General features: G+C 35.6%; 17 protein-coding genes. All 17 read right to left on the reverse strand.

What is annotated here, in order from left to right:
* Positions 1-4 precede the first annotated feature (4 nt).
* The 17 genes from resA to ACTWQB_RS05525 all read right to left on the reverse strand — a co-directional run bounded on the left by resA (position 5) and on the right by ACTWQB_RS05525 (position 12,207).
* Complete coding sequence (gene resA / locus ACTWQB_RS05445; RefSeq protein WP_443138169.1) at positions 5-553, reverse strand: thiol-disulfide oxidoreductase ResA; 549 nt, start codon at positions 551-553, stop codon at positions 5-7.
* A gap of 65 nt (positions 554-618) precedes the next feature.
* Positions 619-1,359: a pseudouridine synthase gene (locus ACTWQB_RS05450; protein WP_443138189.1), complete on the reverse strand. Its 741-nt coding sequence runs from the start codon at positions 1,357-1,359 to the stop codon at positions 619-621.
* 72 nt (positions 1,360-1,431) lie between these two features.
* Positions 1,432-1,956 carry a spore maturation protein gene (locus ACTWQB_RS05455; RefSeq protein WP_443138170.1) on the reverse strand — a complete coding sequence of 175 codons (525 nt, stop codon included), beginning with the start codon at positions 1,954-1,956 and terminating at the stop codon, positions 1,432-1,434.
* Positions 1,937-2,545 (reverse strand): nucleoside recognition domain-containing protein, encoded by a 609-nt coding sequence (locus ACTWQB_RS05460; protein WP_443138171.1) that lies wholly within the window; start codon positions 2,543-2,545, stop codon positions 1,937-1,939. The genes ACTWQB_RS05455 and ACTWQB_RS05460 overlap by 20 nt, the downstream gene beginning before the upstream one ends.
* Positions 2,533-3,438: a D-alanyl-D-alanine carboxypeptidase family protein gene (locus tag ACTWQB_RS05465; protein ID WP_443138172.1), complete on the reverse strand. Its 906-nt coding sequence runs from the start codon at positions 3,436-3,438 to the stop codon at positions 2,533-2,535. Before ACTWQB_RS05465 ends, ACTWQB_RS05460 begins: the two co-directional genes overlap by 13 nt.
* A 101-nt stretch (positions 3,439-3,539) precedes the next feature.
* Entirely contained in the window at positions 3,540-3,998 is a 459-nt protein-coding gene (locus ACTWQB_RS05470; RefSeq protein ID WP_443138173.1) for a DUF3907 family protein, read from the reverse strand.
* A gap of 36 nt (positions 3,999-4,034) precedes the next feature.
* Positions 4,035-4,598, reverse strand: a complete 564-nt coding sequence (scpB, locus tag ACTWQB_RS05475) for an SMC-Scp complex subunit ScpB (protein WP_443138174.1) — start codon at positions 4,596-4,598, stop codon at positions 4,035-4,037.
* 3 nt (positions 4,599-4,601) lie between these two features.
* Positions 4,602-5,342: a segregation/condensation protein A gene (locus ACTWQB_RS05480; RefSeq protein ID WP_443138175.1), complete on the reverse strand. Its 741-nt coding sequence runs from the start codon at positions 5,340-5,342 to the stop codon at positions 4,602-4,604.
* A 170-nt stretch (positions 5,343-5,512) separates the two neighbouring features.
* Positions 5,513-5,860, reverse strand: coding sequence for a GNAT family N-acetyltransferase (locus ACTWQB_RS05485; protein WP_443138176.1), 348 nt, complete (start codon positions 5,858-5,860; stop codon positions 5,513-5,515).
* Positions 5,861-6,002: 142 nt separating this feature from the next.
* On the reverse strand, positions 6,003-6,431 hold the full coding sequence (locus ACTWQB_RS05490) for a peptidylprolyl isomerase (protein ID WP_443138177.1): 429 nt from the start codon (positions 6,429-6,431) through the stop codon (positions 6,003-6,005).
* 26 nt (positions 6,432-6,457) lie between these two features.
* Positions 6,458-7,741 (reverse strand): diaminopimelate decarboxylase, encoded by a 1,284-nt coding sequence (gene lysA / locus ACTWQB_RS05495; protein ID WP_443138178.1) that lies wholly within the window; start codon positions 7,739-7,741, stop codon positions 6,458-6,460.
* Between the two features lie 133 nt (positions 7,742-7,874).
* Positions 7,875-9,338 carry a spore germination protein gene (locus tag ACTWQB_RS05500; protein WP_443138179.1) on the reverse strand — a complete coding sequence of 488 codons (1,464 nt, stop codon included), beginning with the start codon at positions 9,336-9,338 and terminating at the stop codon, positions 7,875-7,877.
* Between the two features lie 5 nt (positions 9,339-9,343).
* Entirely contained in the window at positions 9,344-9,694 is a 351-nt protein-coding gene (gene spoVAE, locus ACTWQB_RS05505; protein ID WP_443138190.1) for a stage V sporulation protein AE, read from the reverse strand.
* A 6-nt stretch (positions 9,695-9,700) separates the two neighbouring features.
* The gene (spoVAD, locus tag ACTWQB_RS05510) at positions 9,701-10,705 is read right to left on the reverse strand and encodes a stage V sporulation protein AD (protein ID WP_443138180.1); all 1,005 of its coding nucleotides are present in this window, start codon (positions 10,703-10,705) and stop codon (positions 9,701-9,703) included.
* A 12-nt stretch (positions 10,706-10,717) separates the two neighbouring features.
* Entirely contained in the window at positions 10,718-11,164 is a 447-nt protein-coding gene (gene spoVAC, locus ACTWQB_RS05515) for a stage V sporulation protein AC (protein ID WP_443138181.1), read from the reverse strand.
* A gap of 13 nt (positions 11,165-11,177) precedes the next feature.
* A complete protein-coding gene (locus ACTWQB_RS05520) occupies positions 11,178-11,597 on the reverse strand; it encodes a stage V sporulation protein AB (RefSeq protein WP_443138182.1) in 420 nt (139 codons plus the stop codon).
* The gene (locus tag ACTWQB_RS05525; RefSeq protein WP_443138183.1) at positions 11,587-12,207 is read right to left on the reverse strand and encodes a stage V sporulation protein AA; all 621 of its coding nucleotides are present in this window, start codon (positions 12,205-12,207) and stop codon (positions 11,587-11,589) included. Before ACTWQB_RS05525 ends, ACTWQB_RS05520 begins: the two co-directional genes overlap by 11 nt.
* Positions 12,208-12,500: the final 293 nt, after the last annotated feature.

Below are 12,500 nucleotides of genomic sequence, written 5' to 3' on the forward strand. Positions count from 1 at the left end.
TCATCTATGCTTCGTTATTCTCCGGTAAAATTTCTTTGAAGTAGGTCTCTAAGCGATCTAGAGTTAATGGACCTTTTACAACACGTTCAATCGTACCATCAGGATTAATAAAATATGAAGTTGGTAGTGGTTGAACTTGATATAATTCCATAATGGTACCGTTTCGATCGTGTACTAATGGAAATGATAAATTAAAGTTGTTGTAAAAGTTTTCTATAACCATTTTATTTTTATCAACACTTACAGCAATAATCTCAATACCTTCATCTTGATACTTTTGATAAAGCTCCTCCATGTAAGGCATTTCCTTCTTACAAGGTTCGCAGTATGTAGCCCAGAAATTAATCATGACTCCTTTACCTTCTAACTCGGATAACTGTATTTCCTCTCCATTATCCAAACGTTCTAAAATAAAATCTCGAGCTGGGTCTCCTTGCGCTAAGATCGGATTGTCCTTTTGACTATTTAAATATAAGACTAAAACAGTCGTAACCACTAAAATTGATAAAACAACTGTTCTGAAAATAAGTCTCATTTTTTTATTTTTAAACACTAGACACCCTCCTTTATCGCCATTATAACACTGTGGCTTTTACGCATGATTATCATATTTGAACATTATTTAACATTTTTTTCTGCCAAATCAACAAGCTGTTTTACTTCATGAGGTGTCAGTTCACGATATTCACCAGGATTTAAATTCCCAAGTGTTAATGGCCCGAAGCGTTCGCGCTTAAGTTTATCCACTTGATAACCTAATGACTCTAACATACGTCGAACTTGTCTGTTCTTTCCTTCTTGGAGTGTGAGCTCTATAATACTATTGCGTTTTTTGAAATCAGTTTTTAAGATACGGCTGTTTACACATTTTAAAAATTCCCCATCACTTTCTACACCCTTTTTAAGCTGCCTCATATCTTCTTTCGAAGGGATTCCTTTGATCTTAGCAATATAAACCTTATTAATTTTATACTTTGGATGTATTAACTTTTGAGAAAACTCACCATCATTCGTAAGTAGGATTAAACCAGACGTATCATAATCTAACCGACCTACTGGAAATAGCCTTTCTTCAATTTCAGCACTAATTAAATCACCAACTACTTTACGACCACGGTCATCACTAACACTCGAAATAACTCCTCGTGGTTTATATAACAAGATATAAATTGGTTCTTCTTTTTCAATAGGAATGCCGTCTACTTCTATTTGATCATTGGGGCCTACTTTAGTACCTAACTCGGTTACTTTCTTTTTGTTTACCTTAACACGCCCTTCAGTAATTAAGTTTTCAGCTTTACGCCTTGACGTATAACCACTTTTAGCAATTGCTTTCTGTAAGCGTTCTTTACTTTCCATATCAATCACCTTTCTATACACAAAGATAAGAGCGTTAACCAGAAGTTAACGCTCCCCCTTTTTTCTTTTTATTTATCCGAATAACATATAACATATTACTAACGATGCTATTATACCAATAAAGTCAGCAATCAGTCCAACCTTAAGCGCATCTCCCATTTTCTTTATTCCAACAGCTCCAAAATAAACCGTTAGGATGTATAATGTCGTGTCTGTACTCCCTTGCATAGTTGATGCCAATTTTCCAACAAAAGAATCTGGGCCTTCAGTTTTAATGATATCTGTTGCGACTCCTAAAGAAGCTGTTCCTGAAATCGGTCTAGTTAATGCTAACGGCACAATATCAGGTGGTATATGAAAAAAAGTAAGCACAGGTGCGATAAATGACACAAATGCATCCATTGCCCCAGATGCTCTAAATATGCTAATCGATACAATCATACCTAATAAAAAAGGAAGTAAGGAAATAGCGAGCGAAACCCCTTCCTTACCTCCTTCAACGAATTTCTCATAAGTCGGTACTCTTTTATATGTGCCGTAAAGCAAAACAAATAGAATGATGAGCGGTATGATGTAATTACTTAACTGAAGAATCATAGTCTAATCTCCCTTGCCTACGATAATAAAAATAACGATCAACCAAAATAGCACCAGTTGTTGAAATCAAGGTAGCTAGAATAGTAGATATAACAATCTCAGTGGGTGCAACTGAATCATACTGCATCCGTATAGCGATAATTGTCGTTGGTATTAAAGTGACACTTGAGGTATTAAGAGCTAGAAAGGTAATCATTGATCTCGAAGCTTCCTCTTTGTCTTCATTTAACTTTTTCATTTCGTGCATCGCTTTAATGCCTAGAGGTGTTGCAGCGTTCCCGAGCCCAAATAAATTAGCCGAGAAATTAGATAGAATATACCCCATAGCAGGATGATCATGAGGAATGTCTGGGAATAATCGAGTAAACAATGGTTTAAAAAGTGTTGCTAGTTTTACTAACAACCCAGCCTCTTCTGCAATACGCATTAATCCTAACCAAAACACTAAAATACTAACAAGACTAATGATTAGGTAGACAGATTCATTTGCGCTTTCAAAAATAACTTCATTAACCTCTTCAATTGTCCCGTTAAACATCGCATAAACAATACCTACTGCCGCTAAACCAACCCAGATTATGTGGACCATTCTTGAACACCGTGCATTCTATTTAATACATCAAAATAAGACTCAATAAATGATGGGAAATCTAATATTTCGTCATCAATAAGATCTGACTGTTGATCAATTTGTTTAAAAGCATAATCATACAACACTCGATGGTCGCTCCAGTCATTTGATGCGTTTAGAGTTACCACTACAACTCTTTTTCCTTCATGTTCTGCTGTCGTTACTAATGTCCTGCCTGCACTTTTAGTGAACCCTGTCTTTCCTCCCGTGCAATAATCATTCGTCATGAGCAATTTATTTTTATTAAACCAGTGGTAATCTATATTGTCAGAAAGGTATTTTTTAGTACCGAAAATCTTCTTAAAATCATCATTTTTCATTGCATAACTCGTTAACAATCCCATGTCATATGCTGTGGAATAATGGTCTTCTTCATCTAAACCATGAGGGTTTTTAAACGAACTATTATTCATGCCGATCCAGTCTCTTTTCTCATTCATTAAAAAAGCGAACCCTTTCTCACTTCCACCTACATGCTCCGCAATGGCAGTTGCCGCATCATTACCCGATCTAAGCATTAAACCGTAAACTAAATCTTCTAAAGTATAAGTATCACCTGGTTTAGTATAAATGGATGAACCTTCTTTTCTAGCAGCATTGTCACTAATTAACACTCGATCACTTAAATCTCTATTTTCAATAGCTACTATAGCAGTCATGATCTTCGTAATACTTGCAATGTTTCTTTTCTCATGAGCTTGTTTTTCAAAAATAACTTCATTGTTATCCATGTTAAGAACAACGGCATTTCTAGCCGATACATCTGGTGCCGCTTCTGTCTTAAAGTTAAAGCTTGTACTAAACATTGAAAAAAGAAGTGCAACAATCGTTAAAATATAGATTTTTTTCATTGAAGAACCCCTCACTTGATGAACTTGAACTACTCATAAACAATATATGTCCATGTCCAAGATGTATGAATAAAAAAAAGACAGGTTTTACCCTGTCTCAATTAGAGTTCTAAATAATCAAGTTGTTCTCTTAACTTTAAAAATGATGGTTCCACTTTTTTTACTGTTTCAATTATAAGTTCTCCAGGATGTTGTTGGAAATCGATTGCACACTTATTTTTATAAGACGCTCGACTATCTTCGAACCAAATCTCATCCTTAGGTGAGAAATATTCTATAACACACTTATAATAGATGCCTTTATAGACTTTATCAAAATAATCTTGTTCGTATTGACTAGTTCTCAGAAGTTTACCAATCGCTTGACGACCCTCCCCACAGAAGATCGCTAAATATCTAAATTCTTTTAAAACAGTCTGAAGGTATTCAATATCTAAATCTTTTTCAGCTTCCAAAAGTTTATCAATACTTGTGAAATCTAAGAAGTCATGCAATTCACTTTCAATAAATATTAATTGTTCATTAATAGATTCCGCTTGCGAAAGAAGGTGCGTATCCATTGGGGTTATAAGTTCCTCCTTGAGAAATATTCGTCATTATGATTCATTAAAGAATAAATCTGCTTCTTGTACAGCTTCATTAAAGTCTTCATCTGGCAATGGTGGTAGTTCCTCTAACGACGTTAAACCGAAAAATGTTAAAAATTCCTTAGTTGTTTGATATAAAATCGGTCTTCCGCTTGTTTCTTTACGTCCGCATTCTTCTATAAGAAAACGTGATACTAATGTTTGGACCGGCCCGTCACTTTTCACTCCTCTAATTTCTTCAATTTCAACTTTAGTAATAGGTTGTTGATAAGCTATAATAGCTAATGTTTCTAAAGCAGCTTGTGAAAGGCGTGATGAAATCGTTGTCTCTTTCATCTTTTCATAATATAGTGCATGTTCCGGTTTTGTTGTTAGAAAAAATACCTCCTTTTGTTCTAGTATAGATAGTCCCCGTTGATTATGTTCGTAATCATATTTCAATTCATCTAATAAGACATACACTGTTTCGGTGTCCACAGATAATACATCTTTTAGTTGCTTAACCGATAACCCTTCGTCACCTGATACAAACAACAAACCTTCTAAGACACCTTTTAATTGCTTTAATTCCATTCGTTAAACCCTCGCTAACTCCACAATGATCTCATCAAAATTTTGTGATTGATGACAGGATATTTTAACTGCTTTCATTAATTCTAAAATTGCCAAAAATGTTGCCACGATCTCAAACTTCTCTTGATATGGAAATAAGTTTTCAAAAGATTGTTTTCCTCTATTTTTTTCTAGTTGGCCAACCACTTCATCCATCCGTTTTTCTATAGATATCTCTTGGCGTTGCACAGTAGTTTCCATAGGTTCTAACAAATGTTTTCGTCGTAGTACTTTTTGAAAAGCGTTTGCCAAATCCACAACGGTCACTTCATTACTTTTAGTCACTTTAACAGTATTCTCATATCGAGATAAATCCATAGGAGCACGTGTATAAGTTTGATTCGAGTCATATTCTCGCTCTCTTAGCACTTGTGAAGCTTCTTTATATTTTTTATATTCAATTAGTCGCTGAATTAATTCTTCTCTAGGGTCTTCTTCATATTCATCTTCAAAATCTAATTCTTGTTTAGGCAATAACATATCACTCTTAATAGCTAACAATGTTGCTGCCATAACTAAATATTCACTAGCTACATCTAAGTGTAATTCTTGTAACGTATGTATATAATTCAAATACTGATCCGCAATTTCTCGCATTGGGACATCATAAATATCAATTTCATATTGATTAATTAAATGTAATAATAAATCGAGTGGTCCCTCAAATGTATCTAACTTAACCTGATAAATCGACTTTTGTTCCATAATTTCACTCTTTTCGCAGAACGTTAAGCTTACCCATACAAATCTTATCAAATTCTTTATTAAAAAGAAATAATATATCTATTAAAACTCTAGTTATTAAGTAAGAACTAATCAATACATCAAAAAATTTAAAAAGCCCTACTAACATTAAAGCTAGTAGGGCCATTTTCTTACTCATCACATTGACTGACAAAGTTTTCAGTTTTTTCATTCGCACAAATCAGATAATCATTAGAAAATTGATCTTTAAGTGCTGAAACCATCTTCTTACCTATTCCTTGGTTACGGTGTGATGGTGTTACACTAATGTGCTGCACAATCATTTTTTGATCTTCATCGATTCGGACACCTATCAACCCTAGGATATCCTCTTCTTTCCATAGAAACAAACGCCAATGTTCATTTGTTTCATATTCCTTTATTGTCGATTGCAATTTTTTGACTTCTTTCTCTTCTGGCATGAAAGAAAGTAATCCCATCGCAATCTTCTCAAAGCTCTTTTTATATTTAATCAGCATAAAAACCCCTCTTAGATTAACTTTCGTAGTTTTATATAGTTATAGATAACTTTCTTAAATAATATACATTATATACTTTAATTGTTTTATGACATTTGTCAAATCATAATAAACTGTCTCTATAACTTATATGCTGCTTATATTATTTGATTGTGACTTTGTCCATAACATCGCCAGGACGCACTCGATCAACGACTTCTACTCCGTCTGTTACCTTCCCAAATACAGTGTGCACACCATCTAAGTGTGGCTGAGATGAATGACAAATAAAGAACTGACTACCGCCAGTATCTTTACCAGCATGCGCCATCGATAAGCTTCCACGCTCATGTTTTCGTGGGTTACCTTCTGTTTCACATTTAATTGTATACCCGGGTCCACCAGTTCCATCGCCGCGTGGGCAGCCTCCCTGAATCACAAAATTCGGAATGACTCGGTGGAATGTTAAACCATTATAAAAGCCTTCTTCAGCTAATTTCACAAAGTTCTGTACCGTATTAGGTGCATCCTCTTCAAATAGTTCAATATTAATTTGTTCACCATTTTCAAATTGTATTGTTGCTTGTTTCATTGCACTCTTCTCCTTTAATGTTTGTTTTATTCATAAGATAAATCATTAGAAAGCACATCTTGATAAGTTTCTCTTTTTACGACTAATTGGTCTTTCCCATCTTCCACAAAAACAACTGCTGGCTTTGAGAAACGATTATAATGATTTGCCATTGAGTAACCATATGCACCTGTTGAAGGTACTGCTAGTAAATCTCCACTGTCAATTTGAGGAACATCTAAATCCCATATTAACATATCTCCAGATTCACAACATTTACCAGCGATAGATACTTTTTCTGTGACTGGTTGGTTGATTTTATTTGCAACTAATGCATGGTATTTTGCTTGATATAAAGCCGGTCTGATATTATCTGTCATACCTCCGTCAACGGATACATATTTACGTACACCAGGTAGATCTTTAATAGAACCAATTGTATATAGGGTTGTTCCAGCTTCACCTACAATTGATCGACCAGGCTCTATCCAAATTTCTGGTAAGTTTAATTGACGATTAATTGTTTCCCTTTTTACAGCTTCAACCAATTTAACTACATAATCGTTCAAAGGTAAAGGTTCGTCTTCGTCAGTATATTTAATCCCAAAACCACCACCAAGATTAATGACTTGTGATTGATATTGGTAATGGTTTCTCCAATTTTCTAAGGTTTCATATATTTTTTTAACAGCCATAATAAATCCTTGAGTCTCAAAAATTTGAGAACCAATATGGCAATGAACTCCTAAGACATCAATGCGTTCATGGTTAAGTAATAGCTTAAGTGCTCGGTCCGCTTGTTGACTACTTAAATCAAACCCAAACTTCGAGTCTTCTTGACCTGTTAAGATGTAATCATGAGTATGAGCTTCGATTCCCGGTGTTACCCTTAAGAGCACTTTTGTTTTCGCATTTTTTTGCTCTAATATCTCATTTAGTAATTCTATTTCATAGAAATTATCAACTACGATACAACCGATATTATATTCAATAGCCATCTCTAATTCTTCTCGGCTTTTATTATTACCGTGCATATGAATTTTTTCAACAGGGTAATTCGCTTTAATTGCTGTATAAAGTTCTCCTTGTGAAACGACATCCAAACTTAAATTCTCTTGTTTAGCTACTTGTAACATGGCTATTGAGGAGAAGGCTTTACTCGCATATGCCACCTGAAAATCAACACCAAGGGACTCAAACGTTTTTGTAAAAGATCGAGCACGTTCTCTTATTTGATTAACATCATAAACAAACAAAGGTGTGCCATATTTATTTGCTAACTCAACGGCATCTATTCCACCGATTTGTAGATGATCACTTTGCAACATCATCACCTTCTTACATTATGTATAAAAATATAAAACGATACCTGCCGCTAAAAATGGCGACAAGTATCGATTATTATATAAATTTATCCCTTAAACTTTACCACATGAATGAAATTGTATCAATTAAATAATATGTTTATCTTCTCTCTTCATCTTGTGGATGAACAATACTAGGTCTAATTTTGTGAAGTGGGATAGGTACTCTGAATAAAATATGATATAGCGCCTTTGCATTAAATGGGATAACAGGCCAAAAATAAGGTGTATTCAGTGACATAGTCTTCGCTAGGAATAGTACGTATAACGTAAAGCCGATTACTAGTCCCTTCACTCCTAAAGCCGCTGTGATAAGGACTAAAGCTAGTCTTGCAAGTTTATTCGCGACACTCAATTCATAACTTGGAGTCGCGTATGCTCCCATTGCGCTAATTGCAACGTATAAGATAATTTCTGGTGTGAATAGTCCAACCTCTATAGCGATTTCACCAATTAAGATGGCTGCAATTAGCCCCATTGCTGTAGATACAGCAGTTGGCGTATGAATCGCAGCTATTCTGAGGAACTCAACCCCTATATCCGCCATTAGAATTTGAACTAATATTGGAATATTCCCTTCCTCGTTTGGTCCTATATATGATAAGTTTGGAGGCAATAATTCCGGGTGCATAACGAATAATAACCATATAGGCAGTAAGAAAATAGAGAAAAAGATTGCAAAGAACCTCACCCACCTTACAAACGTACCGACAACAGGTGATTGTCTAAATTCCTCTGCGTGTTGAACATGGTGAAAAAATGTTGTCGGCGTAATAATTACACTTGGTGAAGTATCAACCATAATTAAAACGTGCCCTTCAAATAGATGAGCCGATGCAACGTCTGGTCTTTCAGTGAATCTAACAAGAGGAAATGGGTTTCCTTTTTGGTTTACAACAAATTCTTCAAGGCTTTTTTCAGCCATTGAAAGCCCGTCAACATCTACTTTCTCCAAGCTAGCTCTGATTTCTTGAACCAATCCAGGGTCTGCTACATCTTTTAAATAGGCAATGGCAACATCTGTTCTTGACCGAGCGCCAATTCTTAAAATTTCAAAACGTAAATTATCATCTCGAACCCGTCTTCTCGTTAAGCCGGTATTTACGATAATATTTTCCGTGTAGCCATCCCTTGATCCTCTAACGACTTTTTCGGTATCAGGTTCAGAAGGTGATCTACCAGGGTAACTACGTGTATCAACAGCAAAAGCTTCTTCATAGCCATCAACGATAATGACGATTAAACCAGATAAAATTTCGGTTACGGCATCGTAAGTTACATCAATTTTTTCTACTTGGTTATTAACTAACCTATTTTCTATCAATTCATGAATATGTCTTGTTCGAGGTTCAACGTCATTTAGCTCTAACAACTCTTTCATGACGATATTGATATGATCTTTATCATTAAGACCATTTACAAAGTAAATATCAACCTCTGTTCCCAAAACATTTAACGTACGAACATCAGCATCAAAAGATTCACCTATCCCAAGTAAATCCTTTAAGAACTTTCTGTTATCTACAATGGATTTGCTGATTTTTCTTTCTTTATCTGGTTTCAATAAAATCACCCTTTAGGTTTAAAGATTAATGCAACAATAAATCCAAACAGAATAGCTGAAGCAATACCTGCAGACGTCAACTGAAATATACCAACAGCTACACCTATAAACCCATGTTCTTCAGCCTGTGTCATTGCCCCATGCAATAATGAATGACCAAAGCTTGTGATCGGTACCGTTGCACCCGCTCCTGCAAATTCAATTAATTTGTCGTATAGATTAAACCCATCCAGGACGGCTCCAGCAACAACGAAAGATGACATCACATGAGCCGGGGTTAATTTAAATATGTCTAACAATAGCTGACCTACGACACAAATCGCTCCCCCAACAACAAATGCCCAGAAAAAATCCATAAACATTTAAACATCCGCCCTTTGTAAAACGACACCATGTGCGATACAAGGAATCGTTTCTTTTTGCTGAACTAATGTTGGACTTAATAAAGCCCCTGTTGCGACAATCAATACGCGTTTTAATTTATTTTCTTTTAATTGTTGTAAAACATAACCATACGTCACAACAGCAGAGCAAGCACAACCACTACCTCCAGCGAATACTTGCTGGTTTGGATTATAGATCATCAGTCCACAATCTCGATGGACTCCTTCCATATCAAATCCAGATTGTTCGGTCATTTTCTTTACAATTGGTGAGCCTACACTTGATAGATCACCCGTTAAAATTAAATCATAATCTTCAGGCTTACGTCCGAAATCCTTCATATGTTGAACAATTGTATCAGCTGCTGCTGGCGCCATTGCCGACCCCATATCTAACGGATCAGTTTGCCCATAGTCAATTACTTTACCAATAGTAGCTCCTTCAACTTGAATATCTGAGGGCTTATTATTTAATAGTATAGTTCCTGCCCCAGTAACTGTCGTTGTAGCCGTGTCTGGTTTTTGACCTCCATACTCTGTTGGATACCGAAATTGCCTCTCAGCAGTAGAATAATGACTACTTGTACTTGCTAAAACATTATTACAGTTACCACTATCAATTAAACTTGACCCAATAGCGACTGTCTCCATCGATGTTGAGCATGCTCCAAACACGCACAAAAATGGTGAAGGAATATCACGTGCTACATAGTTAGAAGACACATTTTGATTTAATAAATCTCCACTAATAAACAAGTCAATGGCATCTTGTCTTATATTCGTTTTACTCATACAAAGATCAATCGACTTTTTCAGAAGAGCTCGCTCAGCACTTTCCCAGTTTTTTTCATTACAATGTAGGTTATCAAAAGAGTAATCAAAATACTCTTTAAGTGGACCTTGTTGTTCTGATGGTCCTGTTACTGTTGCTGCAGCCTGAATATAAACTTGATTAAATTTCCACGATTGTTTTCCTAGTTTCATATATCGTCACCCTCATAAGAACTGTTCAATTAAGTATCTAATTACACCTACAACATAAGCGGAGACAGTACCGAACACAATTACGCTACCAGCTAATTTAAACATATTTGTAGCGACTCCAAGTACAATCCCTTCACTTTTATGTTCTAAAGCAGCACTGGTAATTGAGTTAGCAAAGCCGGTTACAGGTACTGCAGAACCAGCTCCAGCAAATTGTCCAATTTTATCGTATACACCAAAGCCAGTAAGTAATGCTGCAATTAAAATTAACGTTGTGACAACTGGGTTGCCCGCAGTCTTTTCTGTAAAGCCAAAAACCTCAATGTAAAAAATAGTTAAACCTTGTCCAATTAAACAAATAAAGCCTCCGACTAAAAATGCTTTTAAGCAATTTTTAAATAATTTCGGTTTAGGTTGATAATTTTTTATGTCATTTGCATAATTATCCTTAGTGATCATACCAACTCACCTTTCATCTTACATAGATTATCCATTGAAATAAGGACCCGATTATTTTCCCAAATACAATAGCAAGCACTAATAATTGAATTTTTTCACCCAACCTCATTCGCTTCGCCATAATCGGAAATACGTTAAGGACTTCCGTTAAAGCAGCAGCCAACATGCCTATGAAAACCCCATGTAAAAGCCCCCAAAACATTTCAACTAGTATTGGCAGTTGAAAAGTAGCTTGCGTAAATGAGAGAAATATCCCAAACAATGCTCCTAATACGACAGCCCACTCGTAAAATTGAAGGAACTTTTTTGATTTGCTTAATTGAACTAGTCGAGGAATAATTCCCAATACAGTTATAAAGGCTACAAACCCTGAACCAACGGCTAAACCTCCAGCTAATCCAATAAAGACTTCTACGACATAGCTAATCATCATTACTCTTGTTCAACTCATTTTCATTGAATGAAACATAATGATGGAGGTCTTGATCATAATTAAACATTTCTACCTCTAAGGGACTTGGCTCCTCATTAAATCGCTTTTTGAAAAAATGATTAAAAAACAAGATCATCCCCAGACCAAGTCCGATTGAGTATGGAACTTGAAGCCAAAGCACACTTCGATTTTCATTTTCTGAAGAAATCATTCTATGAAGCGTGGATTGAACTTCCTCCATACTGACATCAAAGTGAAAATTCATAATTGCCATTGCTGCACCAACAAATAAAAGTGCCCAAATAAATACTACATACAATGGATAAATTTTTGGCTTAGGTTGATAAATCACTAAGATGGCTTGTGATGCGCCAACAGACTCGATTTCATATTCGGGGTACAATGTGTGAACCCGCTCAATAACACTAAACAAATCGAACACTTTATACGTTTGATCTTCTTCAGACACCGTATGCAAATAAAGTGTTGATAACTTTTTCTTAACATCGTCGTTATTAGTACTAATCCATGCTATATCCTTTAAGTAAATCTGTTGACCTTTTTTAACAACCTGTTTGGGCTTTAACCTCAAGTAAATGACTTGCGCCATTACAATCAGCTCCATACTATTTAAATTCAAATAATGGTGCACTACGGTTATTATGTACATTACATGCATTTTAAATGCATTAGAAAAACATCGAGTAGGAGGAGGTGATTAACCTCCGACCTCTCACACCACCGTACGTACGGTTCCGTATACGGCGGTTCAATTTTACTCTAAACATGTACTTTACTATAGTATTGAGCTCCAGAGATTAGCCCAAACTGGGCTAATCTTTTGTTTGTGATGGTTGTTGTCAATACCCAAGAATAAGCTATACGTGTCACACCTTTACTTGT

This window comes from Piscibacillus sp. B03, from assembly GCF_052246295.1.
Taxonomy (GTDB): domain Bacteria; phylum Bacillota; class Bacilli; order Bacillales; family Alkalibacillaceae; genus Piscibacillus.

Bases quoted from the DNA above. Each gene is read 5' to 3' on its own strand.
- spoVAD (WP_443138180.1), bottom strand. From the start codon at position 10,705: ATGAAACTAGGAAAACAATCGTGGAAATTTAATCAAGTTTATATTCAG.
- ACTWQB_RS05450 (WP_443138189.1), bottom strand. From the start codon at position 1,359: ATGGAAAGTAAAGAACGCTTACAGAAAGCAATTGCTAAAAGTGGTTAT.
- ACTWQB_RS05460 (WP_443138171.1), bottom strand. From the start codon at position 2,545: ATGGTCCACATAATCTGGGTTGGTTTAGCGGCAGTAGGTATTGTTTAT.
- ACTWQB_RS05490 (WP_443138177.1), bottom strand. From the start codon at position 6,431: ATGAAACAAGCAACAATACAATTTGAAAATGGTGAACAAATTAATATT.
- ACTWQB_RS05480 (WP_443138175.1), bottom strand. From the start codon at position 5,342: ATGGAACAAAAGTCGATTTATCAGGTTAAGTTAGATACATTTGAGGGA.
- ACTWQB_RS05485 (WP_443138176.1), bottom strand. From the start codon at position 5,860: ATGCTGATTAAATATAAAAAGAGCTTTGAGAAGATTGCGATGGGATTA.
- ACTWQB_RS05470 (WP_443138173.1), bottom strand. From the start codon at position 3,998: ATGGATACGCACCTTCTTTCGCAAGCGGAATCTATTAATGAACAATTA.
- spoVAC (WP_443138181.1), bottom strand. From the start codon at position 11,164: ATGATCACTAAGGATAATTATGCAAATGACATAAAAAATTATCAACCT.
- ACTWQB_RS05465 (WP_443138172.1), bottom strand. From the start codon at position 3,438: ATGAAAAAAATCTATATTTTAACGATTGTTGCACTTCTTTTTTCAATG.
- ACTWQB_RS05525 (WP_443138183.1), bottom strand. From the start codon at position 12,207: ATGGCGCAAGTCATTTACTTGAGGTTAAAGCCCAAACAGGTTGTTAAA.
- lysA (WP_443138178.1), bottom strand. From the start codon at position 7,741: ATGATGTTGCAAAGTGATCATCTACAAATCGGTGGAATAGATGCCGTT.
- ACTWQB_RS05455 (WP_443138170.1), bottom strand. From the start codon at position 1,956: ATGATTCTTCAGTTAAGTAATTACATCATACCGCTCATCATTCTATTT.
- ACTWQB_RS05520 (WP_443138182.1), bottom strand. From the start codon at position 11,597: ATGATGATTAGCTATGTCGTAGAAGTCTTTATTGGATTAGCTGGAGGT.
- spoVAE (WP_443138190.1), bottom strand. From the start codon at position 9,694: ATGGATTTTTTCTGGGCATTTGTTGTTGGGGGAGCGATTTGTGTCGTA.
- scpB (WP_443138174.1), bottom strand. From the start codon at position 4,598: ATGGAATTAAAGCAATTAAAAGGTGTCTTAGAAGGTTTGTTGTTTGTA.